Origin of the sequence: Actinomadura formosensis (assembly GCF_050948385.1) — a bacterium.
Taxonomy (GTDB): Bacteria; Actinomycetota; Actinomycetes; order Streptosporangiales; family Streptosporangiaceae; genus Spirillospora; species Spirillospora formosensis.
The window spans coordinates 3811977-3838213 of sequence record NZ_CP192011.1; the positions used below are offsets into that span (position 1 = coordinate 3811977).

22 protein-coding genes are annotated in these 26237 nt (G+C 70.9%); 8 read left to right on the forward strand and 14 right to left on the reverse strand.

Going from position 1 to position 26237, the window contains the following annotated elements; all coding sequences use genetic code 11:
* Positions 1-120 precede the first annotated feature (120 nt).
* The 4 genes from dop to ACQP1N_RS18100 all read right to left on the reverse strand — a co-directional run bounded on the left by dop (position 121) and on the right by ACQP1N_RS18100 (position 6054).
* A complete protein-coding gene (gene dop / locus ACQP1N_RS18085) occupies positions 121-1638 on the reverse strand; it encodes a depupylase/deamidase Dop (RefSeq protein WP_084263088.1) in 1518 nt (505 codons plus the stop codon).
* Positions 1639-1785: 147 nt separating this feature from the next.
* On the reverse strand, positions 1786-3549 hold the full coding sequence (gene arc, locus ACQP1N_RS18090; RefSeq protein ID WP_067800556.1) for a proteasome ATPase: 1764 nt from the start codon (positions 3547-3549) through the stop codon (positions 1786-1788).
* A 319-nt stretch (positions 3550-3868) separates the two neighbouring features.
* Positions 3869-4810 (reverse strand): tRNA (adenine-N1)-methyltransferase, encoded by a 942-nt coding sequence (locus tag ACQP1N_RS18095; protein ID WP_067804997.1) that lies wholly within the window; start codon positions 4808-4810, stop codon positions 3869-3871.
* Between the two features lie 65 nt (positions 4811-4875).
* The gene (locus ACQP1N_RS18100) at positions 4876-6054 is read right to left on the reverse strand and encodes a site-2 protease family protein (RefSeq protein ID WP_067805000.1); all 1179 of its coding nucleotides are present in this window, start codon (positions 6052-6054) and stop codon (positions 4876-4878) included.
* 107 nt (positions 6055-6161) lie between these two features.
* On the opposite strand from ACQP1N_RS18100, the gene ACQP1N_RS18105 reads away from it, so the two are divergent.
* From ACQP1N_RS18105 to ACQP1N_RS18125, 5 genes are all read left to right on the forward strand, one after another.
* Entirely contained in the window at positions 6162-7139 is a 978-nt protein-coding gene (locus tag ACQP1N_RS18105; protein WP_433225391.1) for a RecB family exonuclease, read from the forward strand.
* 114 nt (positions 7140-7253) lie between these two features.
* A complete protein-coding gene (locus ACQP1N_RS18110; RefSeq protein ID WP_067805039.1) occupies positions 7254-8477 on the forward strand; it encodes a sensor histidine kinase in 1224 nt (407 codons plus the stop codon).
* 99 nt (positions 8478-8576) lie between these two features.
* Positions 8577-9257: a response regulator gene (locus ACQP1N_RS18115; protein ID WP_067805042.1), complete on the forward strand. Its 681-nt coding sequence runs from the start codon at positions 8577-8579 to the stop codon at positions 9255-9257.
* Positions 9258-9498: 241 nt separating this feature from the next.
* Positions 9499-10317, forward strand: coding sequence for an ABC transporter ATP-binding protein (locus tag ACQP1N_RS18120; RefSeq protein WP_433225393.1), 819 nt, complete (start codon positions 9499-9501; stop codon positions 10315-10317).
* Positions 10314-12818 carry an ABC transporter permease gene (locus tag ACQP1N_RS18125; RefSeq protein WP_242608776.1) on the forward strand — a complete coding sequence of 835 codons (2505 nt, stop codon included), beginning with the start codon at positions 10314-10316 and terminating at the stop codon, positions 12816-12818. Before ACQP1N_RS18120 ends, ACQP1N_RS18125 begins: the two co-directional genes overlap by 4 nt.
* Before the next feature lie 142 nt (positions 12819-12960).
* Here ACQP1N_RS18125 and ACQP1N_RS18130 read toward each other — a convergent pair whose 3' ends face one another.
* The 7 genes from ACQP1N_RS18130 to ACQP1N_RS18160 all read right to left on the reverse strand — a co-directional run bounded on the left by ACQP1N_RS18130 (position 12961) and on the right by ACQP1N_RS18160 (position 20867).
* Entirely contained in the window at positions 12961-14106 is a 1146-nt protein-coding gene (locus ACQP1N_RS18130) for an ABC transporter ATP-binding protein (RefSeq protein ID WP_067805012.1), read from the reverse strand.
* Positions 14107-14129: 23 nt separating this feature from the next.
* Complete coding sequence (locus ACQP1N_RS18135; protein ID WP_067805015.1) at positions 14130-15197, reverse strand: ABC transporter ATP-binding protein; 1068 nt, start codon at positions 15195-15197, stop codon at positions 14130-14132.
* Positions 15197-16210, reverse strand: a complete 1014-nt coding sequence (locus tag ACQP1N_RS18140; RefSeq protein ID WP_131732583.1) for an ABC transporter permease — start codon at positions 16208-16210, stop codon at positions 15197-15199. Before ACQP1N_RS18140 ends, ACQP1N_RS18135 begins: the two co-directional genes overlap by 1 nt.
* Positions 16211-16314: 104 nt before the next feature.
* The gene (locus ACQP1N_RS18145; protein ID WP_207394021.1) at positions 16315-18078 is read right to left on the reverse strand and encodes an ABC transporter substrate-binding protein; all 1764 of its coding nucleotides are present in this window, start codon (positions 18076-18078) and stop codon (positions 16315-16317) included.
* 44 nt (positions 18079-18122) lie between these two features.
* A complete protein-coding gene (locus ACQP1N_RS18150) occupies positions 18123-19115 on the reverse strand; it encodes an ABC transporter permease (protein WP_067805018.1) in 993 nt (330 codons plus the stop codon).
* A 454-nt stretch (positions 19116-19569) separates the two neighbouring features.
* Entirely contained in the window at positions 19570-19992 is a 423-nt protein-coding gene (locus ACQP1N_RS18155) for a hypothetical protein (RefSeq protein ID WP_067805051.1), read from the reverse strand.
* Positions 19993-20162: 170 nt separating this feature from the next.
* Positions 20163-20867, reverse strand: a complete 705-nt coding sequence (locus tag ACQP1N_RS18160) for an HAD family hydrolase (protein WP_433225398.1) — start codon at positions 20865-20867, stop codon at positions 20163-20165.
* Between the two features lie 164 nt (positions 20868-21031).
* Between ACQP1N_RS18160 and ACQP1N_RS18165 the strand changes: the two genes are divergently transcribed.
* The 3 genes from ACQP1N_RS18165 (at position 21032) to ACQP1N_RS18175 (ending at position 23204) form a co-directional block, all read left to right on the forward strand.
* Entirely contained in the window at positions 21032-21490 is a 459-nt protein-coding gene (locus tag ACQP1N_RS18165; protein WP_067805026.1) for a universal stress protein, read from the forward strand.
* 220 nt (positions 21491-21710) lie between these two features.
* Positions 21711-22565 carry a PAC2 family protein gene (locus ACQP1N_RS18170; protein ID WP_067805029.1) on the forward strand — a complete coding sequence of 285 codons (855 nt, stop codon included), beginning with the start codon at positions 21711-21713 and terminating at the stop codon, positions 22563-22565.
* Positions 22566-22670: 105 nt separating this feature from the next.
* Entirely contained in the window at positions 22671-23204 is a 534-nt protein-coding gene (locus tag ACQP1N_RS18175) for a TrmH family RNA methyltransferase (protein ID WP_433225400.1), read from the forward strand.
* 10 nt (positions 23205-23214) lie between these two features.
* On the opposite strand, the gene mshC is transcribed toward ACQP1N_RS18175, so the two are convergent.
* The 3 genes from mshC to ACQP1N_RS18190 form a co-directional block, all read right to left on the reverse strand.
* Positions 23215-24444: a cysteine--1-D-myo-inosityl 2-amino-2-deoxy-alpha-D-glucopyranoside ligase gene (gene mshC / locus ACQP1N_RS18180; protein WP_433225402.1), complete on the reverse strand. Its 1230-nt coding sequence runs from the start codon at positions 24442-24444 to the stop codon at positions 23215-23217.
* A gap of 150 nt (positions 24445-24594) precedes the next feature.
* Positions 24595-25359: an NRDE family protein gene (locus tag ACQP1N_RS18185; RefSeq protein WP_433225404.1), complete on the reverse strand. Its 765-nt coding sequence runs from the start codon at positions 25357-25359 to the stop codon at positions 24595-24597.
* A 48-nt stretch (positions 25360-25407) separates the two neighbouring features.
* Positions 25408-26196, reverse strand: a complete 789-nt coding sequence (locus tag ACQP1N_RS18190) for an SCO1664 family protein (RefSeq protein ID WP_084263492.1) — start codon at positions 26194-26196, stop codon at positions 25408-25410.
* Positions 26197-26237: the final 41 nt, after the last annotated feature.

Genomic DNA, 26237 nt, shown 5'->3' on the forward strand with positions numbered 1-26237 from the left:
CGGAGACCTCACTCATCCGTGCAGGTCAGCGAGGTGACAATGCTCGATAGTCAAACTATCCAATGGAGATCGGAAAGAGCCGGGCACGCTCGCGCGTCGCCCGGCTCGACCGGTCGCGGGTCAGCCCTCGCCGGTCAGGGTGGCCACCAGGTCGGCAGCGGTGCGGCAGCGGTCCAGGAGGGCGCCCACGTGCTGTCTGGTGCCGCGCAGGGGCTCCAGGGTCGGGACGCGCTGGAGGGACTCCCGGCCGGGGACGTCGAAGATGACGGAGTCCCAGGAGGCGGCGGCGACGGACTCGGCGTACTGGCGCAGGCAGCGGCCGCGGAAGTAGGCCCGGGTGTCCTCTGGCGGGTCCTCCACGGCGGCCTGGACTTCGGCCTCGGTGATGACGCGGTCGATGCGGCCGCGGTCGACGAGGCGGTTGTAGAGGCCCTTGTCGGGCCGGATGTCGGTGTACTGCAGGTCGACGAGTTGCAGGCGCGGGTGGGACCAGTCGAGGCCGTCGCGGCTGCGGTAGCCCTCCAGGAGGGCGAGCTTGGCGACCCAGTCGAGTTCGCGGGACAGCTGCATGGGGTCGTCGCCGAGGCGGTGGAGGACGGATTCCCAGCGGTCGAGGACGTCCTTGGTCATCTCGTCGACGTCGGAGCCGAAGCGGTCCTCGACGTACTTGCGGGACTGTTCGAGGTACTCCATCTGGAGCTGGACGGCGGTCATCTTGCGGCCGTCGCGGAGGGTGAGCAGGTGCTTGCAGGACGGGTCGTGGGAGACGGCGCGGAGTGCGGCGACGGGCATGTCGACGGACAGGTCGACGGTGAGGAAGCCGTCTTCGATCATGGCGAGGACGAGGGAGGTGGTGCCGAGCTTGAGGTAGGTGGACAGCTCGGCCATGTTGGCGTCGCCGATGATGACGTGGAGCCGCCGGTACTTTTCGGGGTCGGCGTGGGGTTCGTCGCGGGTGTTGATGATGGGGCGTTTGAGGGTGGTCTCCAGGCCGACTTCGACTTCGAAGAAGTCGGCGCGCTGGCTGATCTGGAAGCCGTCGCCGCGGCCGTCGACGCCGATGCCGACGCGGCCGGCGCCGCAGACGACTTGGCGGGAGACGAAGAAGGGGGTGAGGTGCCGGACGATGTCGGCGAAGGGGGTTTCGCGGCGCATGAGGTAGTTCTCATGGCAGCCGTAGGAGGCGCCCTTGTTGTCGGTGTTGTTCTTGTAGAGCTGGATGGGGTGGGTGCCGGGGACGAGGGCGGCGCGCTGGGCGGCGTCGGCCATGACGCGTTCGCCGGCCTTGTCCCAGATGACGGCGTCGCGGGGGTTGGTGCATTCGGGTGCGGAGTATTCGGGGTGGGCGTGGTCGACGTAGAGGCGGGCGCCGTTGGTGAGGATGACGTTGGCGAGGCCGAGGTCTTCGTCGGTGAGCTGGGTGGGGTCGGCGACCTCGCGGGCGAGGTCGAAGCCGCGGGCGTCGCGGAGGGGGTTCTCTTCTTCGAAGTCCCAGCGGGCCCGGCGGGCCCGTGCGGCCGAGGCCGCGAGGTAGGCGTTGACGACCTGGGAGGAGGTCACCATCGCGTTGGCTCCTGGTTGCCCGGGTACGGAGATGCCGTACTCGGTCTCGATGCCCATCACCCGCCGAACACTCATATGGTCGAGCCTATCGGGGCGGCGGGGGTGGAGCCACGGGACGGGGGTCCGGTGGAGGGGTGTGGCGTGGCGGTTCCGCCCGGGTATGCGGGCGCGGCGGCCTTCCCGGTGGGAGGCCGCCGCGCGGTTGTCGTCATGTGCGGGGCGTTACAGGTACTGGCCGGTGTTGGCGACGGTGTCGATGGACCGGCCGGCTTCGGCGCCCTTGGTTCCGGAGACGAGGGTGCGGATGTAGACGATCCGTTCGCCCTTCTTGCCGGAGATGCGGGCCCAGTCGTCGGGGTTGGTGGTGTTGGGCAGGTCCTCGTTCTCGCTGAACTCGTCGACGCAGGCGGCGAGGAGGTGGCTGACGCGGAGGCCTTTTTGGCCGGTGTCGAGGAACTGCTTGATGGCCATTTTCTTGGCTCGGTCGACGATGTTCTGGATCATCGCGCCGGAGTTGAAGTCCTTGAAGTAGAGGACTTCCTTGTCGCCGTTGGCGTAGGTGACCTCCAGGAAGCGGTTCTCTTCGCTTTCGGTGTACATGCGTTCGACGGTGCGCTGGATCATGGCCTCGACGGTGGCCTCCGGGGAGCTGCCGTGCTCCTTGAGGTCGTCGGGGTGGAGCGGGAGTCCGTCGAGGATGTACTTGGAGAAGATGTCCTTGGCCGCTTCGGCGTCGGGTCGTTCGATCTTGATTTTGACGTCGAGGCGGCCGGGGCGCAGGATCGCGGGGTCGATCATGTCCTCGCGGTTGGATGCGCCGATGACGATGACGTTCTCCAGGCCCTCGACGCCGTCGATCTCGCTGAGCAGCTGCGGGACGATGGTGTTCTCGACGTCGGAGGAGACTCCGGAGCCGCGGGTGCGGAAGATGGAGTCCATCTCGTCGAAGAAGACGATGACGGGGGTTCCGGCGGATGCCTTTTCGCGGGCGCGCTGGAAGACGAGGCGGATGTGCCGCTCGGTTTCGCCGACGTACTTGTTGAGTAGTTCGGGGCCCTTGATGTTGAGGAAGAAGCTCTTGCCTTCCTGGCCGGTCTTCTCCGCGACCTGTTTGGCGAGGGAGTTGGCGACGGCCTTGGCGATGAGGGTTTTTCCGCATCCGGGGGGTCCGTAGAGGAGGACGCCCTTGGGGGGCCGGAGCTGGTGCTCGCGGAAGAGGTCGGCGTGCAGGTAGGGAAGTTCCACGGCGTCGCGGATCATTTCGATCTGGGAGCCGAGGCCGCCGATCTCGTTGTAGGAGATGTCGGGGACCTCTTCGAGGACGAGTTCTTCGACCTCGGCCTTGTGGATCTTCTCGTAGGCGTAGCCGGACCGGGGTTCGAGCATGAGGGAGTCGCCGGCGCGGAGGGGGACTCCGCGGAGTGGTTCGGCGAGTTTGACGACGCGTTCCTCGTCGGCGTGCGCGATGACGAGGGCGCGTTCTCCGTCGTCGAAGAGTTCCTTGAGCATGACGACTTCGCCCTGCTCTTCGAAGTCGAGTGCTTCGACGACGTTGAGGGCCTCGTTCAGCATGACCTCTTGGCCGCGCTGGAGTTCGTCGATGTCGACGGCGGGGCTGACGTTCACGCGGAGTTTGCGTCCGCCGGTGAAGATGTCGACCGTTCCATCGTCTCGGGTTTCCAGGAAGACACCGAATCCGGATGGTGGTTGTGCGAGCCTGTCGACCTCCTCCTTGAGCGCCACGATCTGCTCGCGAGCCTCTTTGAGGGTCGCTACGAGTCGCTCGTTCTGGCCGGTTACGGCGGCCAGGTTGGCTTGCGCCTCATGGAGGCGTTCTTCCAGCACACGTACTTGGCGCGGGGATTCCGCGAGCTTGCGGCGCAGCACGGAGATCTCCTCCTCCAGGAAGGAGATCTGCGTTTGGAGGTCCCTGACCTCCTTTTCGTGCTGCGCCCTGCGCGCCCCAGCATCGTCACGAGCGGCCACGCCCCGTCACCTCCTCACGAAGAGCCGACGACCTACTGAGACCCTACCTATCTGGAGGGCTTCCGTAACCTGCCCATTCGGTGTTCGTGTCGTGCGGGGGTGTTCGGGGAGGGTTGGGAGGGGGGTCGCGGGGGTGGTGCGGGGTGGGGGGTTACGGGGCGCCGACCTGGGGTTTCGGGGGCCGGGGTGGGTCGTGGCGGGGGGTTTTCCGAGTTCGGTCGGTGTGGGGGTGTGTCGTGGGGTCGGGTGGCCTGGTCGGGTGTGGGTGGCGGTGTGCGCCGGGTGGGGTGCCGGGATGTGATCGCCGCGGGAGTGTGATCTATGACTCGGCGGGATGGCCGGGCGTGGCGTCGGCGCCGGGGGCGGGGTGGTCGCCGGGGGCGGGGTGGGCGGCTTTGGCGGGGCGGCGGCGCCGGGTGGGCGGGGTGACGCCGTCGGCGAGGCGGCGGGCGGTGACGAGGAAGCCGGTGTGGCCGACCATGCGGTGGTCGGGGCGGACGGCGAGGCCGTCGACGTGCCAGGAGCGGAGCATGGTCTCGAAGGCGTAGGGCTCGGCGAAGTTTCCGTGGGCGCGGAGGTCTTCGACGATGCGGGACATCTGGGTGGTGGTGGCGATGTAGGCGCAGACGAGGCCGCCGGGGATGAGGGCTTTGGCGACGGCGTCGAGGGTTTCCCAGGGGGCGAGCATGTCGAGGACGACGCGGTCGATGTCGGTTTCGGTGAGGGCGTCTTCGAGGGAGCCGACGGTGATGCGCCAGGCGGGGTGGGGGCCGCCGAAGAATTTCTCGACGTTGCCGCGGGCGATGTCGGCGAAGTCGGGGCGGCGTTCGTAGGAGGAGACGAGGCCGTGTTCGCCGACGGCGCGCAGGAGGAAGCAGGTGAGGGCGCCGGAGCCGGCGCCGGCCTCGATGACGCGGGCGCCGGGGAAGATGTCGGCCATGGCGATGATCTGGGCGGCGTCCTTGGGGTAGACGACGGCGGCGCCGCGGGGCATGCGGAGGGTGAAGTCGGCGAGGAGGGGGCGGAAGGCGAGGTATTCGGTGCCGCCGGTGGAGCGGAAGACGGTGCCTTCGGGGCTGCCGATGATGTCGTCGTGGGGGACGGAGCCTTTGTGGGAGTGGTAGAGCTTGCCGGGCTGGAGGGTGATGGTGTTGATGCGGCCTTTGGGGTCGGTGAGCTGAACCTGGTCGCCGGGGCGGAAGGGGCCGTGGGGGATGCGGCCTGGGGCGTGGACGGGCGGGTTCGGCTGGGGTTCGCTCATGGGTGTCAAGGCTATCGGCGGGCGTGGGCGGGTCGGTCCGCCGCGGCTCGCCGGCGGGGGCGGGTTCAGATGCCGGTGAAGGTGCCGTCGACGTCGGCGGTGGCGAGGACGCCGTAGACGTGGCCGTCGGGTTCGACGAGGAGGTATTCGGAGGCGGGGGCGCGGCGGAGGGCGTCGAGGAGGTCTTCGCCGGTGAGGTCGGCGGGGAGGGTGAGGTCGTCGTGGATGCCGCGGGACAGTTCGCCGGCGGTGATCCAGGGGCGGCGGTGTTCGGGGGTGGCGGTGACGGCTTTTTCGTTGACGAGGCCGAGGGGGCGGCCGTCGTGGTCGGCGATGACGATGGCGCCGGCGTGGTCGTGGTGGGCGCGGCGGATGGCTTCGGCGAGGGGGGTGCCGGGGGTGACGAGGGTGGCGCGGCGGGCGAGGCGGCGGGCGGACAGCAGGGGGATGCGGTCGCGGACGCGTTCGGCGCGGATGGCTTGGGTGGCGCCGACCCAGATGAAGGAGGCGATGAGGGCGGACCAGAGGAGGGCGAGCCAGCCGATGCCGCCGCCGGTGGCGGTGTAGGTGGCGAGGTAGGCGCCGGCGACGAGGCAGGCGATGGCGACGCCGCGGCCGACCCAGCCGGCGATGATGGCGCCGCTGCGGCTGTGTCCGGTGGCTTTCCATACGGCGGCGCGGACGAGGCGGCCGCCGTCGAGGGGGAGGCCGGGCAGGAGGTTGAAGAGGCCGACGAGGAGGTTGGCGAAGGTGAGGGCTTCGATGAGGAGGACGGCGACGTCGGGGAGGGGAAGGGTGGCGTGGGCGAGGAGGCCGAGGCCGGCGAGGACGAGGTTGGTGAGGGGGCCGGCGAAGGCGATGAGGAATTCGCGGCCGGGGGTGGGGGCTTCGCGTTCGATGGCGGTTTCGCCGCCGAGGACGTGGAGGGTGACGGAGCGGACGGGGAGGCCGAAGATGCGCGCGGTGACGGCGTGGCTGAGTTCGTGGACGAAGACGGAGCCGTAGAGGAGGACGGCGTAGGTGAAGGCGACGAGGTAGCTGAGGGGGCGGTTGACGACGTCGTGGACTTGGCCTTCGAACATGACGGTGACGAGGACGGCGACCAGGAACCAGCTGGGTGAGACGTAGACGGGGACGCCGAGGATGCGGCCTATGCGGAGGCCGGGTCGGGGGGTGCGGCCGTCGTCGGGGCCGGGGCCTGCGGCCGGTGTCCTGCCCTGGGTCGGGGGCGCGCTGTGTGTCACGTCATCGATGCTACGGCCCCGGCGGGGCGGTTGCGCTGCGGGTGGCGGCCCGGGCGGCGGGGCGGGGGCGGGATTTTCGTCGGGGCTGTCGCCTAGTCTGCTGTGTCATGACGACGACCGAGGCGGGTAGTGGGGTGTCCGTTCCGTCCGCGGGGGGCGGTGGGGAGGAGCCGGTGGTGGTCGGGTCGTTGTCGCCGTCGCGGGCGGGCGATTTCATGACGTGTCCGCTGCTGTATCGGTTCCGGGTGATCGATCGGATTCCGGAGCGGCCGAGCGCGGCGGCGGTGCGGGGGACGCTGGTGCACGCGGTGCTGGAGCGGTTGTTCGATCTGCCGGCGGGTGCGCGGACGCCGGCGGCGGCGCTGGAGATGCTGGGGCCGGAGTGGGAGCGGCTGCTGGAGGCGGAGCCGGGGCTGGCGGAGCTGTTCGAGGAGGGGGACGCCGGGGAGGCGGAGCGGGCGGAGTGGCTGGCGCAGGCGCGGCGGATGGTGGAGCGGTATTTCACGCTGGAGGACCCGCGGCGGCTGGAGCCGGCGGAGCGTGAGCTGTTCGTGGAGGCGGTGCTGGAGTCGGGGTTGAAGCTGCGCGGGTACATCGACCGGGTGGACGTGGCGCCGAGCGGTGACGTCCGGATCGTGGACTACAAGACGGGGACGGCGCCGCGGGCCGATTTCGAGGCGCGGGCGCTGTTCCAGATGAAGTTCTATGCGCTGGTGCTGTGGCGGCTGCGGGGGCGGGTGCCGCGGCTGTTGCAGCTGATGTATCTGGGTAACGGCGAGATCTTGCGGTATGAGCCGGACGAGGCGGATCTGCGGGCGACGCAGCGGAAGGTGGAGGCGCTGTGGCAGGCGATCCGGCGCGCGATGGACACCGGTGAGTGGCGGGCGCGGGCGGGGCGGCTGTGCGACTGGTGCGATCACAAGGAGCGGTGCCCGGAGTTCGGGGGCACTCCCCCGCCGCTGCCGGTGGTGCCGGTGCATCGTCCGTCGCCGGCGGATCTGGAGGGTTCGGCGGATCCGGCCGGCGCGGGCCCGGGGCGCGGGGCGGGTCTGGGCGGCGGTGCGCGGGAGCACGACGATCTGTAGCACGGCGATCTGGGGCTCGGCGATCTGTAGCAGGGCGGGGTCATCCTTGGGGAGGACGGCGGATCGGCGTCCAGGAGGGGTCGGGACCTGCCGCGACCTCCTAGGGTGAGTGTCGTGTCACCCCGCATCCGTGGTCTTCACGCCGCCCGTGCCTGGCTGCAGGCGCGGCCGCGGGCGGCCGACGCGCTGCTCGCGGTCGGGCTGCTGCTGGTGGGGTTGCCGCAGCTGTTCCTGCAGGAGTTCCCCAAGGGCGGCGGGTACGAAGAGTTCCGGACGCCGGACGCCTGGAACGCGCTGCTGGTGGTGGCGGTGACGCTGGCGCTGGCGTGGCGGCGACGTCACCCGCTGCCGGTGCTGCTGTTCATCATCGGCGGTGAGATGGTGATGGCGGCGGCGCAGTATCCGCCGGCGGTGCCGGACGTGGTGGCGTTCCTGCTCGCGGTCTACAGCGTGGCGGCGCATCGGGGGCTGGCGCAGAGCGCGCTCGGCGGGCTGGTCGGGTTCGTGTACTTCCTGGTGTATCTGCTGATGCTGCCGGTCTCGTCGGACCCGGTGGTGGTGATCACCGATTCGGCGCTGGTGATCGGGGTGTGGATGCTGGGCCGGAACCTGCGGCTGCGGCGTGCGTACTTCGCCGAGCTGGAGGATCGGGCGGCGCGGCTGGAGCGGGCGCGGGGGACCGACGCGCGGGCGGCGCGGATCGAGGAGCGGTCGCGGATCGCGCGGGAGCTGCACGATGTGGTGGCGCACCATGTGAGCGTGATGACGGTGCAGGCGGGGGCGGCGCGGCGGATCATCGACCGGGATCCGGGCAGCGCGCGGGAGGCGATGTCGACGATCGAGGAGGTCGGGCGGACGGCGCTGAGCGAGATGCGGCGGATCGTGGGGGTGCTGCGGACGGACCGGGACGCCGAGCAGGCGGGTGGGGAGCTGGCGCCGCAGCCGGGTCTGGGTGATCTCGGGGGGCTGCTCGATCATGTGCGGGAGACGGGGCTGTCGGTGCAGCTGTGGATCGAGGGTGAGGCGCGGTCGCCGTCGCCGGGGGTGGATGTGGCGGCGTTCCGGCTGATCCAGGAGGCGCTGACGAACACGTTGAAGCATGCGGGGCCGCAGGCGCGGGCGTGGGTGCGGCTGTACTACGGCGATGACGACCTGACGGTGGAGATCGAGGACGATGGGCACGGTACGGCGACGTTCGTGGCCGAGGACGGGGATAAGCCGGGGCATGGGCTGGTCGGCATGTACGAGCGGGTGGCGCTGTACGGTGGCGAGTTGAAGATCGGGCCGCGGGTCGGCGGCGGGTTCGGTGTGCGGGCTCGTTTCCCGCTGGAGGCGTGAGTCCCGGGCTTGGGCCGGGGCCGTGGCAGGCAGGAGCGTCGTGAGGCGAGGAGCGGGGACGATGGGGCGATCGGTACGGCAGTGGGCCGGGGTGGCGCGATGACGGCGGTTCGGGTGCTGCTGGTGGACGATCAGCCGCTGCTGCGGACGGGGTTCCGGCTGATTCTGGAGGCGGAGGCCGACATCGCGGTGGTCGGCGAGGCCGGGGACGGCGCGGCGGCGGTGGAGATGACGCGGTCGCTGCTGCCGGACGTGGTGCTGATGGACATCCGGATGCCGGGGGTGGACGGGATCGAGGCGACCCGGCGGATCATCCGGGAGGGGGCGGCCTCGCACGATCCGAAGGTGCTGATCCTGACGACGTTCGATCTGGACGAGTACGTCATCGAGGCGGTGCGGGCGGGGGCGAGCGGGTTCCTGCTGAAGGACTCGCCGCCGGAGGATCTGGTGCAGGCGATCCGGATCGTGGCGGAGGGCGACGCGATCGTGGCGCCGTCGGTGACGCGGCGGCTGCTGGACAAGTTCGCGACGCGGCTGCCGGCGGTGCGGGACCAGGCGCCGCCGCCGGGGCTGGACACGCTGACCGCGCGGGAGCGCGAGGTGCTGGCGCATGTGGCGCGGGGGCAGTCGAACGCGGAGATCGCGGCGGAGCTGGTGGTGAGCGAGACCACGGTGAAGACGCATGTGGGGAACGTGCTGGCGAAGCTGGGGCTGCGGGACCGGGTGCAGGCGGTCGTGTACGCCTACGAGACGGGTTTGAGCAGGCCGGGGCAGGGCTGAGGGTCCGGGGGCCCGGCTGGTTTCAGGGTCGGCCCCTGAGCCGCCCCTGGCATTGGGGGGTGGGGGGACTACTCCCTTAGGACGACGGGCGGGGTGGGTCTCCTGCCGTGGGTGGACCTGCGATTCCGTTCGCGGGGTCCATGAAACGGCTTGCGGTGGCTTCTAGTGTTCTGGGTGCCGGATCGCCGGGGGGAATCGCGCGGTCCGGGCACATCCGATCACTCACACACGGGAGTTTCACGTGACGAACACCGCCCCATCGACCGCCGGCGCGCCGAACGCGCCCGGGGCGGGCGACTTCGCCGCACGGACCCAGCAGATCGCGAAGGTGTACGGGCGCGGCGACGCCCAGGTCGTCGCGCTCGACGGGGTCACCGTCGGTATTCCCCGCGGCCGGTTCACCGCGATCATGGGCCCGTCGGGGTCCGGGAAGTCCACGCTGATGCACTGCATGGCGGGCCTGGACTCGGTGGACTCCGGGCAGGTCTTCATCGGCGACACCGAGCTGACGGCGCTGAAGGACAAGCAGCTGACGCGGCTGCGCCGCGACAAGATCGGGTTCATCTTCCAGGCGTTCAACCTGGTGCCGACGCTGACGGCGCTGGAGAACATCACGCTGCCGATGGACATCGCGGGCCGCAGGCCCGACCGGGAGTGGCTGGACCAGGTCATCGACACGGTCGGGCTGCGGCCGCGGCTGAAGCACCGTCCGGCGGAGCTGTCGGGCGGGCAGCAGCAGCGGGTGGCGTGCGCCCGCGCGCTGGCGTCCCGTCCGGAGATCATCTTCGCGGACGAGCCGACGGGGAACCTGGACTCGCGGTCGGGTGCGGAGGTGCTGGGGTTCCTGCGGGACTCGGTGCGGCGGATGGGCCAGACGATCGTGATGGTGACGCATGACCCGTCGGCGGCGGCGTACGCCGACCAGGTGCTGTTCCTGTCGGACGGGCAGATCGTCGACACGATGACCGAGCCGACGGCCGAGCGGGTGCTGGAGCGCATGAAGGGCTTCGACGGCCCCGGCGCCCGGCCCGCCGCGGACGCGGAGGTCTCGGCGCGATGATGGCCAAGGTCACGCTCCGCAATCTCGCGGCGCACAAGATCAGGCTGGTGCTGACGGCCGTCGCGGTGATCCTCGGCGTGGCGTTCGTGGCGGGCACGCTGATCTTCACCGACAGCATGAACAAGCAGTTCGACGAGCTGTTCAGCCGGGTCGGCACGAACGTGGCCGTGGACGTGCGGGCCAAGAAGGTCGTGGACGGCGGCCACGACGACGGCATGGCGGCGCAGCCGGTGCCGGCGTCGGTGCTGGAGACCCTGCGGGGCGTCGAGGGCGTGAAGGACCCGAAGGGCAATGTGAACGGGTACGCGGCGGTCGTCGGCAAGGACGGCAAGGTCGTCGGGACGCCGCAGAACGGGCCGCCGCAGATCGGGGTGAACTGGGCGTCGGGCGGAACGTACGACCTGGCGTCGGGCCGGGCGCCGCAGGGGCCGGGTGAGATCGTCATCGACGCGACGACCGCGGAGAAGGGCGGCCTGTCGGTCGGTGACGTGACACAGGTCCTCACCGCGGGCCCGCCCGCGCGCATGAAGGTCGTCGGGCTGGTGGACACCGGCAACCTGATGGGCGCGACCCTCACCGGGTTCGACACGCCGACGGCGCAGAAGCTGATGCTGAAGCCCGGCTACTTCACCGACGTCGAGATGGGCTCCGCGGGTCCGTCGCAGGCGGAGCTGCGGGACCGGGTCGCGAAGGTGCTCCCCCAGAACCTGGAGGCCGTCACCGGGGAGAAGCTGCGGGAGGAGTCCAAGAGCGACATCGCGCAGATGATGAACTTCTTCCGGACGTTCCTGCTGGTCTTCGCGCTGATCTCGATCTTCGTCGGGGCGTTCATCATCTTCAACACGTTCTCGATGCTGGTCGCGCAGCGGACCCGTGAGCTGGCGCTGCTGCGCGCGATCGGCGCGGCCCGCGGGCAGGTGACGCGGGCGGTGATCGGCGAGGCCGTCGCGGTCGGCGTGGTCGGGTCCACGCTCGGGCTGCTGGCCGGGGTGGGGCTGGCGTCGCTGCTGCAGACGCAGATGGGCGACGCCGGGCAGGGCGGCCTGACGTTCACCGCGACACCGGTGATCTGGTCGTACACGGTGGGGATCGTGGTGACGGTGGTGTCGGCGTACTTCCCGGCGCGGCGCGCCGCGAAGGTCCCGCCGGTGGCGGCGATGCGCGACGATGTGGCGCTGCCGCAGCGGTCGCTGCGGATCCGGGTCGCGCTCGGGTCGCTGCTCACCCTCGTCGGCGCGGGCCTGATCGCGGCCGGGCTGGCCGGCTCCGGCGGCAACCCGGCGGTCCCCGTCGGCGCGGGCGCGTTCGCGGTGTTCATCGGTGTCACGATGCTCGCCCCGGTGATCAGCGTCCCGGTCGTGAGGGTGCTCGGCGCGCCGTTCGCGCGGCTGCTGGGCACGCCCGGGCGGCTGGCGCGGCAGAACGCGCTGCGCAACCCGCGCCGCACCGCCGCGACGGCCGCCGCGCTGATGATCGGCCTGGCGCTGATCACTACGGTGAACGTGCTGGGCGCGACGATGCGGGCGTCGGTGGACGCGCAGGTGGACACCCAGTTCGGCGCGGACTATCTCGTCCTGCCGACGGGTGCCGGGTCGATCGGGCAGGAGGTCCCCGGCAGGATCAAGGCGGTGCCGGGGGTGCAGAACGCGTCGCCGACCTACCGCGCCGAGGCGAACGTCGCCGGGAAGCGGGCGTCGCTGATGTCGGGCGACATCGCCGAGATCGTCAAGGCGGCCCGGCTGAAGATGGTCGCGGGCGGCACCGGCCTCGGCGCCACCGGGATCATGGTGGACGAGAAGGCCGCGAAGGACCACGGCTGGGCGGTCGGGGCGCCGGTGCCGGTGCAGTTCACCGACGGCCGCACCGAGCAGTTGCGGCTCACCGGGATCTACGCCAAGAGCGACCTGATCGGCGGGCACGTCATCGCACCCGAGGTGTACCGGGCGCACACGGTGAAGCCGTTCATCGACGGCGTCATCGTCGACACCGCGGCCACCGGCGCGAAGACCAGGACGGCGATCGAGGGCGCGTTGCGGGACTACCCGGCGCTGAAGGTGTCCGACCAGTCGGCGCTGAAGGACGAGATCGGCAAGCAGGTCGACGGGTTCGTGAGGTTCCTGACGATCCTGCTGGCGATGTCGGTCATCATCGCCGCGGTCGGGGTCGTGAACACGCTCGCGCTGTCGGTGATCGAACGGACCCGTGAGATCGGGCTGCTGCGGGCGATCGGGATCAGCCGCCGGCAGCTGCGCCGCATGATCCGCGTCGAGTCCATCGTGATCGCGGTGTTCGGCGCGGTGCTCGGCATGGGCATCGGGGTCGCGTTCGGCGCGGCGATGCAGAACGCGCTGGCGGACAAGGGCCTCGGGGTCCTCGCCGTCCCGTACGGGACGCTGGTGGTCTACCTGGTGGTGGCGGCGGTGATCGGTGTGCTGGCGGCGCTGTGGCCGGCGTGGCGGGCGGGACGCATGGACGTCCTCAAGGCCATCTCCACCGAGTAGCGGCACCGGCGCGGCGACGAGAACGGCAGGGAATGAGAAAGACCCGGTCCCCTCACGGTGAGGGGACCGGGTCTTTCTCGTGCGGGAGGCCGCGCCGGGGGGAAGACCGGCGGCTGCGCGCTCCGCAGGGACCGCGGTGCGGCTACCCGGCGGACCCGGGGATCTCCCCCGGGCCCGCGTCGCCGGTGGCCGCGCCGGGCGCCACCGCGGCCTTGGCGACCGCGTCGGTGGCGCTGACCGTGGTGTTCTCCGGGAAGTGGCAGGCGGCCTGGTGGCCGGGGCTGAGCTCCACCAGCGGCGGCTCGACCTGCTTGCAGATGTCCTGCGCCTTCCAGCACCGGGTGTGGAACCGGCACGCGGGCGGCGGGTCGAGCGGGCTCGGCACGTCGCCCTGCAGCCGGATCCGGTTGCGCTGGTCGCGCTCGCTCGGGTCCGGGATCGGCACCGCCGACAGCAGCGCGTTGGTGTAGGGGTGCATGGGCCGCTGGTACAGGTCCGCGCGGTCCGCGATCTCGACGATCTTGCCGAGGTACATGACGGCGACGCGGTCGGAGATGTGCCGGACGACCGACAGGTCGTGCGCGATCACCACGTAGGTGAGGTCGAGCTCGTCCTGCAGGTCCTCCAGCAGGTTGACGACCTGCGCCTGCACCGACACGTCCAGCGCCGACACCGGCTCGTCCGCGACGATCAGTTTCGGCTTGAGGGCGAGGGTGCGGGCGATCCCGATGCGCTGCCGCTGCCCGCCGGAGAACTCGTGCGGGTAGCGGTTGTAGTGCTCGGGGTTGAGGCCGACCAGTTCCAGGAGCTCCTGGACGGCCTTCTTGACGCCCTGCTTGGCCTCGATGTTCTGCAGCCGGAACGGGGCCCCGACGATCGCGCCGACCGTCTTGCGCGGGTTCAGCGACGAGTACGGGTCCTGGAAGATCATCTGGAGGTCGCGGCGGAGCGGCCGGAGCCGGCCCTGCGACATCCCGGTGATGTCCTGCCCCTCGAAGGTGATCTTCCCGAAGCTGGGGTCCAGCAGCCGCATGATCATGCGGCCGGTGGTGGACTTGCCGCAGCCCGACTCGCCCACCAGCCCGAGGGTCTCGCCCTTGCGGACCGAGAACGACACGCCGTCGACGGCCTTGACCGCCGCGACCTGCCGGCGCAGCAGCCCCGCGGTGACGGGGAAGTGCTTGCCGAGGTTCTCCACCTCCAGCAGCGGCTCACCGTCCGCGGGCCGGGTCCGCTCCGCGGGCGCCTGGCTGGCGGCCTTGCCGGCCGGGGTCTTCGATGTGCTCACAGTCTCGTTCCCACCCGTGCTCGTCACAGCTTCGGCCGGATCTCGTCGGTCCAGATCTTCCGCTTCTTGTCCTGCGGAAGATGGCACGCCGCCTTGTGGCCGGGCTCGGCCTCGACCAGCTCGGGCCGCTCGGTCCAGCACTTCTCGCCGTTGAGGTCCTTGTAGGGGCAGCGCGGATGGAACGCGCACCCGGACGGGACGTTGATCAGGCTCGGCGGCGACCCCTTGATCGGCATCAACCGCTCGCTGCGCTCGCGGTCCAGCCGCGGCATCGACCCGAGCAGCCCCCACGTGTAGGGGTGCAGCGGCTGGTGGAAGGCGTCGCCGACCGAGGCGTACTCGACGCAGCGGCCCGCGTACATCACCAGGATGTCGTCCGACAGCTCCGCGACCACCCCGAGGTCGTGGGTGATCATGATGACGGCGGAGTTGAACTCCTGCTGCAGGTCGCGGATCAGGTCCAGGATCTGCGCCTGGACGGTCACGTCCAGCGCCGTCGTCGGCTCGTCGGCGATCAGCAGCTCGGGGTCGCACGACAGCGCCATCGCGATCATCGCGCGCTGCCGCATGCCGCCGGAGAACTGGTGCGGGTAGTCGTCGACCCGCTTGTCCGGCTTGGGGATGCCGACGCGGCCGAGCATGTCGATGGCGTGCTTGCGCGCCACCTGCTTCGACACGTCGTTGTGGACCCGGTACGCCTCGATGATCTGGGCGCCGACCGTGTAGAAGGGATGCATCGCCGACAGCGGATCCTGGAAGATCATCGCCATGTCGCGGCCGCGGAGCCGGCGCACCTCGGTCTGCGAGGCGTTCACCAGTTCCTTGCCGTTCAGCCAGATCTCGCCGGACACGTTGGCGTTGCGCTTGTTGTGCAGGCCCAGGATGCCGAGGCTGGTCACGCTCTTGCCCGAGCCGGACTCACCGACGATGCCGAGAGTGCGGCCGCGCTCCAGCTGGAACGACAGGCCGTCCACCGACTTCACCAGGCCGTCGTCGGTCGGGAAGTGGATCTTCAGGTCGCGGACTTCGAGGAACGAGGTGGGAGCCTCGCCGGTGCCCGCGGTGTCCGCGGCGGGCGCGGTGCCGGTCATCAGCCCAGCCTCACTCTCGGGTCGACGATGGCGTACAGCAGGTCCACGATCAGGTTGATGCCCACGATCGAGACCGACGTGATCAGCGTGACGCCGAGCACCATGGGCAGGTCGCCGCTGTTGATCGAGCTGATCGCGAGCTGCCCCAGCCCGGGAATGCCGAAGGTGCTCTCCGTCAGCACCGCGCCGCCCAGCAGCAACCCGAGGTCGAGACCGAAGATCGTGAGGATCGGCGTGAGCGACGCCCGCAGCGCGTGCTTGGTGACGACGGTCGTCTCCGACAGCCCCTTGGCTCGGGCCGTGCGGATGTAGTCCTCGTTCATCGTCTCCAGCATGCCCGCTCTGGTGAGCCGCGCGTACATCGCGGCATAAAGGAACGCGAGCGTCACCCAGGGCAGCACCAGCGACTGGAACCACATCACCGGATCTTCGGTGATGGGCTTGTAGCTGCCGCCGCCGGGGAAGATCTTCAAGGTGTAGGAGAACAGCGCCAGGGAGACCAGGCCGGTGAAGTAGATCGGCAGGGACACTCCGCTCAACGCGATGATCATGGCGGCCCTGTCCCACAGCGAGCCTCTGCGCAGCGCCGACACGACACCGGTGACGATGCCGCCGATGAGCCAGAAGACCGCGGCGCCGAGGGCCAGCGACGCCGTCGCGGGGGCCCGGTCGAGCAGCGTCTCCAGCACCGGCTGGCTGCTGCGGAACGAGTACCCCAGGCATGGCGCGGGGCAGTGGTCGGTGACCGGGCCGGCCTTGTAGTCCTTGCCGACGACGATCGCCTTCAGGTAGCTGCCGTACTGGACCACGACCGGCTTGTCGAGGCCGAGCCGTTCCTTGGTGTCCTGGATCGCCTCGGCGGTGGGCGCCTTGCCGACGTAGGAGGCCGCGATCTGGTCGGTGGTCTGCCCAGCCAGCTTCGGCAGCCAGAAGAAGATGCCGAAGGTCACCAGGCTGACCAGCAGCAACATGAGGACGGCGCCGATGAGGCGCCGGATGATGTATGCGAACACATTCCTCGGCCTCACCCGCCGGCCGGAGGGACCTGTGGGCCCCGTCCCGGCCGGCGGGTGTCGCCTTCACCTGCCTTCAGATGGACGCACGGACGAGCGGATTGTTACTCCACGCCCATGTTCAGGTAGTCGTACATACCGCCGTAGGCGTAGGTGATCCCGGCGTTGGTGACACGCTTCGGCCGGTACATCAGCGCCTTGGCGTACACCAGCGGAACCTCCGCGGCGGTCCCCATGACCAGCTTGTCGATCTCGCCGTACGCCTTCGTGCGCGCCGCCTTGTCGGTGTTCGCGATGGCGTCGTTGAGCGCCTTGTTGACCGTGGGGTCGTTCAGCTCGGCCAGGTTGTTGCCACCGGAGGGCTTGATGGCGTCACCGTGGACGATCTGCGCGAGGAAGCCGTAGCCGGTCGGCCAGTCCGCCGCCCACGCCATGATCATCATGCCGATGCCGTGGTCGTGCACGTACTTCGGCACGCCGACGTACTTGTTGAAGTAGTCACCGGCCGGGAACTGGACGATGTTGACCTTGATGCCGACCTTGGCCAGGCTCTGCTGGATCGCCTGGGCCATGGCGACTTCCTTCGGCCGGTCGGAGCGGGCCGAGATCTTGGTGGTGAAGCCGTTCGGCTGGCCGCAGGCCTGCAGTTCCTGCTTGGCCTTGGCGAGCGTGGCCTCGTCGAGGCCGCCGCCCGAGGCCTGCTTCTGCGGGTACAGGTCGAACTTGGTGTAGCCGTCGACCGACGGGGGCAGCACCGTGGTGGCGAGGTCACCACCGGCCAGCGGGCCTCCGTAGGCCGTCTGCGCGGCGACCTTGTCGGTCGCGTACTGCACGGCGATGCGGCAGTGGACGTTGTCGAGCGGCTTGACGTTCACGTTCAGCGACATGAACCGCAGGAAGCCCTGGACGGGGTTGTCCACGTACGGCTTCTGGTCGGCGGCCAGCACCTTCGGCTGGGTGCCCGACTGCACGCCCACACCGGCGGCGTCCATGTCCAGCGTGCCGGCGAGCAGGCGCTGGTCGATGTCGTCGGCGTTCTGCTTGAGCTGGACCTCGATCTTGTCGGGCAGCGCCTTGCGGATCGGGTCGGTGCTCTGGTTCCAGTTCGGGTTCCGCGACAGCGACATGGACTTGCCGCGGGTGTAGTTGTCGACCTTGTACGGGCCGCTGGAGACGATCGCGGACTCGTACTTCGTGCCGGTGTCCTTGGCCTTCGGCACGGGGATGGTCTGCGACATCGCGACCAGGTAGTCGAACTCGGCGAACGGCTCCTTCAGGTGGAACACGATCGTCTGGTCGTCCGGGGTCTCGATGGACTTCAGGCCCTCGTCGTTCTTGTCCTCGTAGGGGCCCTTGTAGGCGGGCTTGTTGTCGACGAGGTACTGCTTGAAGTACTTCGGCCCGAGCTGCATCTCCTTGGTGAAGTTGCTGCGCTCGACCGCGTACTTCACGTCCTTGGACGTGACCGTGCCGCCGTCGTCGTACTTGACGCCGGTACGGAGCTTGTACGTCCAGGTCTTGCCGCCGTCGCTCGACGTGCCGAGGTCGGCCGCGAGGTCGGGGACGACCTCGAGGCTCTCCTTGCCGGCGCCGGGCTTGAACGTCGTCAGGCCGCGGCCGTACAGACGCGAGAAGTTCTGCGAGAACGCGTAGTAGGTGTTGCCCGGGTCCGGCGAGTCCCAGTCGTCGGAGTGGGCGAACTTGAGCGTGCCGCCCTTCTTGTCCGACTTGTTGACGACGGCGTTGACGCCGGCGTTGTAGCCGGGCCCGCTCCCCGAGCTTCCCGAGTCACCGCCGCCGCAGGCGGCGAGCCCCGAGGCCGCGACCACCCCGGCCGCGAAGACCACGATTGGTCTCATCTTGTTCATGTGCAGGCGCACCCCTTCATATAGACGGGTCGGATGAACCCGAGTCACTTGGCCCGAGGATCGAGAGCGTCCCGCAGCCCGTCACCGAACAGGTTGAAGGCGAGGACGGTGATGAAGATCGCCATACCGGGGATGATCATGTACATCGGGTCCGAGGAGTAGATCGGCACGGCGAGTGTGAGCATGCCGCCCCACGAGGGCGTCGGCGGGATGACTCCGACGCCGAGGAACGACAGCGCCGCCTCGAACAGGATGTTGGTCGGGATCAGCAGGGTCGAGTAGACCAGGATCGGCGCGACCAGGTTCGGCAGGACCTCTTTGAACAGCACGTACGAGTTGCGGGCGCCCATGCTGCGCGCCGCGTCGACGAACTCCCGTTCGCGCAGCGACAGCGTCTGGCCGCGGATGATGCGCCCGATGTAGGGCCAGTTGAAGAACCCGATGACCATGACCAGGACCCCGATCCGCAGCCCGTTCCCGCTGAACCCGAACGCGCCGTCGGAGACGACGCCGACCAGCGCGATCGCGAACAGCAGCAGCGGGAAGGCCAGGAAGGCGTCCATCGCGCGGCTGATCGTGTAGTCGACCCAGCCGCCGAAGTAGCCGGCGATGATGCCCATGACCGTCCCGATGACCACCGACACCAGCGTCGCCAGGAACGACACCAGCAGGGAGATCCGGGCGCCGTGGACGATGCGGGCCAGCATGTCGCGGCCGGTGCCGGGCTCGACGCCGAGCCAGTGGTCACCGCTGATGCCCGAGTGCCAGAACCCGGTCTTCGGCCGGTTGTAGGTGGGGTCGATCAGGTTCTGGTGGTAGGTCAGCGGGTTCTGCGTGAAGAACGGACCGAAGATCGCGATGAGGATGAGCACGATGACCACGAGGGCACCGGTCAGGGCGACCTTGTCGCGCTTCAACCTCATCCAGGCGATCTGACCGAGGGAGCGTCCCTGGATCTTCTTGCCGTCGACACCGGCGAGGACCGCTTCCGGCTGCGCCTCTGTGTCGGACCCTGTCACCTCTATGGGTGCGGCCACGCTCCATACCTCCTACCGTCCGGCCACTGGTTCGGCCCATGCCGCCGGCGCGTGACCGGCGGCCGCGGAGATCATCCGCTGCCCCCGCGCCCGTTACGCCGCGTTTGCTGAAGGGAAACGTAGCCCTTCGGGCACGACTGTCCATGCATGAAGCCCGCTTCGCCAGTACCCGTATCTGACTTGTGATCTCGTCGTCATCTGGGGCACACGCACCCGCGCAGCGCTTCGGATAAATCGCCCGAATAGTACGTTTGCCACTACCCAGGCAGGCAACTCATAGGGGGCCGACGCCGCAAGCTTTACCGTACTGAGGCCTTTCTGAGACCGATCCTCCGCAGGTCAGCCCCTAGACCACAGAAACGACGGGCCGGGACGCGCCCGGATCGCAGGGGAACGTCCCCGGCCCGCCGTCTGCCCCGCGCGTGGTCCCCGCGCGGGGCAGGCCGGGCTCGGATCAGGAGATGCCGCGGTCGCGCAGGATCCGCTCGATCTCCGCCATCTCCGGGTCGGCGCCCTGTGCGGGTCCCTCCACGGCGCCCTTCGGCTTCGCTCCGCGCCGGGCCGCGCCGCGTCCGCCGTCCCCGGCCGCCTTGCCCCCGCCCGTGCCGGCGGGCCGGCGGCTCAGCATCGCACCGGAGGCCAGGTAGAGCAGCACGGCGAGCCCCGCCACCGCCACCCCGGCCCACTTCACCGGGCTGAACGCCAGGTCGACGAAGAACTCGGTCACCCCCGTCAGCGCCGCCGCGAGCGGCACCAGGGACAGGGCGGCGCCGCGCAGGCCGGTGCCCGCGCCGCGGCGGCGGTAGGCGCCCCAGCTGATCACCAGCCCGACCAGGGTCACCCCGAGGCTGATCGCGAAAATGACTGCGTCGCTCATGCCGGCCCCCATTTCATGCGGTGGTGCTCCCCCCATCGTCACACGCGGGCCGCCGGTACCGCTCCTCCCGGCGGACGGTTTGTGCGCCGGTGCCCCTCCTCCTTGCGCGTGACCTCTCCCCCGGCGACCACCTCGGGGGTATCGCCCGGGTCCCGCCCCGGGCGTCCCGGTCAACCGGTCAGGGAGCGGAGCAGGTCCAGGGTCACCTCGCGCAGTGAGCCGACGACGGTGCGGCCCGGCGCCGGCGGGACCGGCAGGACTCCGGGGACGGCCACGGTGGCGCAGCCCGCCGCCTCCGCCGCCGCGACGCCGTTCGGGGAGTCCTCCAGAACCACGCAGCGGCCCGGGACGGCGCCGAGGCGCGCGGCGGCGGTCAGGTACGGCTCGGGGTCGGGCTTGGTCCGCGTCACCTCGTCGCCGGCGACGCTCAGCGCGAAGTGCTCGCGGCCGACGGCGTCCAGCACCGGCTCGATCAGCCGCCGGTGGCTGGAGGACACCAGCGCCGCCGGAACTCCGGCGGCGCGGATCTCGGCGAGCAGTTCCTTGGCGCCCGGCATCATCGGGACGCAGGCGGTGAGCCGCCCGGCCATGCCGTCCAGCATCCGCCGCCCGACCTCGGCGGGGTCGGCGGCGGCGCCGGTCAACTCCAGCATGTAGGCGACGGCGACATCGAGGGACCCGCCGACGAGCCGTTCCTGGTGGGCGGCGCTCCACTCGCCGCCGAGCCACGCCATGACCTCCGACTCGACCTCCAGCCAGATGCGCTCGGAGTCGATGAGCAGGCCGTCCATGTCGAAGAGCACGGCCTGCGGGCCGCCACGGGGCACGGTGCCCACGGTGGGGATGGGGCTGGGGGTGGGGGTGGGGGTGCTCATGTAACCCCACCATAACCGTGAGATCGCGAGCCGCTCACGGCTGCCGGGATGGCGGGACACGGCCGGCGGCGGTCCTCTTGGACGGGGTGTGCAAAGAGACGGTGACGGATGGGTCACCGGACCGATACCGTGCCCCCAGAGACTACCAACGGGTAAGGAACGGCATGAGCGCGTACCGCATCATCCTCGTCGGCACCGACGGCTCGGACTCCTCGTTCCGCGCGGTGGACCGTGCCGCGCAGCTGGCCGCCGCGACCGGCGCCACCCTGCTGCTGGCCTCCGCCTACAGCCCCATGCCCGCGCGCGAACGCGCCAGCGCCGCGGACCGGCTCGGGGACCTGGCCTACAAGGTGCAGGGGTCGACGCCCGCCGACGACGCGCTGCGGGCGGCGCGGGAGCGGGCGGTGGCGGCCGGCGCCACCGACATCGACCAGGTCGCGGCGGAGGGCGACGCCGTCGACGTCATCGCCGGGCTGGCCAAGGAGCGCGGCGCGGATCTGGTCGTGATCGGCAACCGGGGGCTCAACAGCCTCGCCGGGCGCCTCCTCGGGTCCGTCCCGGCCAACCTGTCGCACCGGTCCCCCTGCGACGTGCTGATCGTGCACACCACCGACGGGAAGTGACCTGGTCGTGACCCACCGTCCCCCGGTCCCCGCCCGAACGACGAACCCCGTTCGGCGTTCCGCCGCGGGCGTACAGCGCGGGGGTCTGGCCCGCGGAGGGGTGGGGTAGGTCACTGTCAGGACGTAGGCTGACAGCCACCGATCATGAGCGGGGCCCTCGACCCGGGAATGACGGCCCCCGTCGGTGACGCTGTACCTGAGCGTCGGAAGGAGGCAGCGCGTGATCGAGCTCGAAAGCGTGCCGGAACTCGTCGATCCGGTGCTCGTGGCCGCCTTTGAGGGGTGGAACGACGCCGGTGAGGCCGCCAGCGGGGTGATCGCACATCTGGAGTCGGCCTGGGACGCGGTGCCGATCGCCGAGCTCGATCCGGACGACTACTACGACTTCCAGGTCACCCGCCCGATCGTGGAGATGACCGACGGGGAGACCCGCGGCATCACCTGGCCGACGACGCGCGTGTCGTGGGCGCGGCTGCCGTCCGGCAAGGACGTCGTCCTGCTGCACGGGATCGAGCCGAACATGCGGTGGCGGTCGTTCTGCCGGGAGCTGGTCGGGCTGATGCTGGAGCTGAACATCCGCAACGTGGTGCTGCTGGGCGCGCTGCTGGCCGACGCGCCGCACACCCGCCCGGTGCCGGTGACCGGGGCCGCGTCGGAGGCCGGGCTGGTCAGCACCCTGCACCTGGAGCCGGCGCGGTACGAGGGGCCGACCGGCATCCTCGGGGTGCTGCAGGACGCGTGCGCCAAGGCCGACCTCGACACGGTGTCGCTGTGGGCGGCGGTCCCCCATTACGTCGCCCAGCCGCCGTCCCCGAAGGCGACGCTCGCGCTGCTGCGCCGCGTCGAGGACCTGCTGGACGTCACCGTCCCGCTGGGAGAGCTGCCCGAGGAGGCGCGGGCCTGGGAGCACGGCGTCAACGAGCTCGCCGAGGAGGACTCCGAGGTCGCCGAGTACGTCCGGACGCTGGAGGAGCAGAAGGACGCGACGGAGCTGCCCGAGGCGAGCGGCGACGCCATCGCCCGCGAGTTCGAACGCTATCTGCGCCGCCGCGACCCGGGCCGCGGGCAGACCTGACGGCTAGACTTGATCGCGTTTCGTCTCCGGTGATGGCCCGCGCACGCCGCAAAGTGCGCCGATCATGATGTCTGCTCCTCTGGAGGGCGGTGGCGCCCCGAGCCGGTGAGCGCCCGGTCCGCGGGTCCGGCGATCAGGGTCCGGCCCCCGCGTGAACTGCGCCACCAGCGCCGCCGGCGTGCCCATTCCTGCTGGGACCATCTCGTCGCCGCGCTTTTGTGGCCGATGCACGGCGCCAATCTCGGGACGCTGCTGCGCACGTGCGACGCCGTCGGCGCCTGCATGGCGGTCCCCCGGTTCTCGTGGGTGCCGCAGGCCCTGGAACGCGGTAACACGCTGCGCCGTCCCGCCTGCGTCCACTGGGTGAACGACCCGCTCGGCTGGCTGGCGCGCCAGCGGGACGGCGGGACCCGGGTCGTCGGCGTGGAACTGGCGGACGAGGCTGTACGGCTCGCCGACCTGCCCGCGGCACGCGTGCGGACGGTCGCCGTGCTGGGCCATGAGCAGACCGGCATCCCGGCGGAGGCGCTCGACCTGCTCGACCTCGCCGTCGAGATTCCCATGGTCGGCGGCGGCGCCAGCCTGAACGTCGCGGTCGCCGGGTCGCTGGTCCTCTACAAGCTGGCGGGCCTGCTGTAGCGGCGGCCGGTCAGAGGGCGACGCCGAGGAGGGCGTCGGTGAGGGCCCTGACCCGCGCCGGGGCCTGCTCGTCGGCGCCGCCCGCGGCGGCCCAGGCGTCGATGGCCGCGAGGGCCGCCGGGGTGTCCAGGTCGCCGGCCAGGCGGCCGCGGACGGCGGCGGCCAGCGGGGCGGCGGGCGGCCCGGACGGGCGGGCGGCGGCGGCGCGCCAGCGGGCGAGGCGGCCGGCCGCCTCGTCCAGCGAGTCCTGCGTCCACTCCCAGTCGGAGCGGTAGTGGTGGGCCAGCAGCGCCAGCCGGATCGCCATCGGGTCGGCGCCGGCCTTCCGCAGCTTCGACACGAACACGAGGTTGCCGCGCGACTTCGACATCTTCTCGCCGTGCAGGCCGACCATGCCCGCGTGGACGTAGGCGCGGGCGTGCGGGCGCTCGCCGGTGGCGACCTGCGCGTGCGAGGCGCTCATCTCGTGGTGCGGGAACGCCAGGTCCGAGCCGCCGCCCTCGACGTCGAAGGCCATGCCGAGGTACTCGATGGAGATCGCCGAGCACTCCACGTGCCAGCCGGGGCGGCCCGCGCCGAACGGGGAGTCCCAGCCGGGCTCGCCGGGGCGCTGCGCCAGCCACAGCAGGGGGTCCAGGGGGTCGTGTTTGCCGGGCCGGCCGGGGTCGCCGCCGCGCTCGGCGAACAGCGGCGCCATCTCGTCCCTGCCCAGCCGGCTGACCTGCCCGAAGGACGGGTCGGACGCGACCGGGAAGTAGACGTCGCCGCCCAGTTCGTAGGCGGCGTCGCGGCCGCGCAGCTTCTCGATCATCTCCACGACCAGCGGGATCGCCTCGACGGCGCCGATGTACTGGTCGGGCGGCAGGACCCGCAGCGCGGTCATGTCCTCGCGGAACAGCTGGATCTCCCGGTCGGCGAGCTCGCGCCAGTCCTGGCCGGTGTCGCGGGCGCGCTCCAGCAGCGGGTCGTCGACGTCGGTGGCGTTCTGCACGTAGTGGACGCGGTGGCCGAGGTCGCGCCACACGCGGTTGACGAGGTCGAACGCCAGGTAGGTGTTGGCGTGGCCGAGGTGGGTCGCGTCATAGGGGGTGATGCCGCACACGTACATGCGGGCGGTGGCGCCGGGGGCGGTGGGACGCACCGTGCCCGTCCCGCTGTCGTGGAGGCGCAGCGGCCGGTCGGCGGCGGGCAGGCCCGCATCGGGCAGGCTGGGGACTTCGGGGGCGGGCCACGATCGCATACCGAAAGCTTATCCATGCCCAGCTTGCGGCTTTACTCCGAGATCATGGCAACCGTCCCGCGCTGCCCGGCGGGCGCGGTCGGTGAGGCGGACGAGCGGGTCCGGGCCCGGCTCTTTCCGCCCGGTTCTTTCCGAGGGCGTACCGCCGTTCTACCGGACCCGGCTCCATGCGTCGCCCTCGCCCGGCGCGGCGGAGAAGTCGTAGCGGACGCCGCCGCTGCCGAGCGCGATGAGGCTCACCGAGGTCGTGCCCCACACCCGCCCGTCGCCGAGGTCCAGCAGCGGAAGCAGCGCCCGGTGGTCGGCGCGGGGCAGCCCGTCCCCGTTCAGCAGCGGCAGCCAGGCGCCCCACGCCCGCTCCACCGGCTCGTCCGGGCCGGGCTCGGGCCGCGGCACGGCGGCGAACCGCGGCCGGAAGTACGCCAGCCGCGCCGCCATGTAGGCGTCCTCGGTCTCCCCCTCCTGCTGCCCCTCGCCTTCGAGCCCGCTGTTGACGATCATGTGCAGGCCCGCCCGCAGCTCGCGTTCGGTGAGCGTCTCCCCGTCCCAGCTCCACAGCCGCACCCGGTCGGGTTCCGCGCCGACGAGGTGGAACGGGTCGAAGACCGCGAGATCCAGCGCGCCGAGCTTGCCGTCGGCCGCCACCCGCAGCGGCAGTTCCCCGCGCGACGCCCGCGCCGCCTCCGGCGCCATCCGGCCGCGTCCGTTCAGCACCACCGCGACCCGCGGCGCGTCCGGTTCCACCGCCAGCCACGTTCCGCCCGCCCGCAGGTCGCGCCCTCCGACGAGAGTGGGCCGCTCCGGCCAGTGCCGCCCCGGCCCCGTCCACTCCCGCGCCACGAACTCGTCCCGCACCCCCACCACGACCACGGGCACCGGGGAGGAGGGCTCAACACTGATGATCGCCGTGCACATGCCCCAATTGCAGCACTCCGCCTCGTTCGCCCGGCGGCTGGGGGCGGGCTAGAGCGGCGGCCAGGGGATGGCCGGCCAGTCCTCCGGGGGGTAGGGGTGGATGCGGTGTTTGAGCATCAGTTCCACGCGGCGGCGGGTGGCCTCGACCTCGTCGGGGGTGAGGAGTTCGGCGAGGCGGGTGCCGAGGGCGCCGCCGCGCAGGCCGGCGGCCACCCGGTCGAGTGCCTCCAGGGCCTCGGGGGTGAGGGGTTTGCCGCGCCACTGCCACAGGACGGTGCGGAGCTTGTACTCGGCGGAGAAGCAGACGCCGTGGTCGCAGCCGTAGACATGGCCGTCGCCGGGCGGCAGCAGGTGGCCGATCTTGCGGTCGGCGTTGTTGATGACGGCGTCGAAGACGGCCATCCGGCGGACGGCCTCGTCGTCGGAGCGGGACAGGGCGACGAGGTCGATGTCGGGGTCGGGTTCGACCCACAGCTGGACCATGCCGGGGCCGTAGGGGCCGTCGCGGTGCACGGTGGGCGGGACGGTGCCCCAGCCCATCGTCTTGGAGACCTCGTAGGCGGCGACCTCACGCTCGGCGAGGGTGCCGTCGGGGAAGTCCCACAGGGGACGTTCGCCGGCGACGGGCTTGTAGACGCAGTTGGCGGCCCCGCCGTCGTGTTCGATCGAGCAGTACAGGGTGGCGTTGGACGCCTGGACGAGGCGGCCCTCCACGCCGAGGCGCCCGGCGGACAGCAGCCGCTCGGCGGCGGCGACGTCGCGAGGGGACACCGGGCGGCCGGGCGTGGCCCGGCCGGTGCCGCCGGCGGGTGCCCGGTCCCGGGAGGACTGCGTCATGCGTTCATTCTCCCGGCGTCGCCGCCCGTGATCCAGCACGG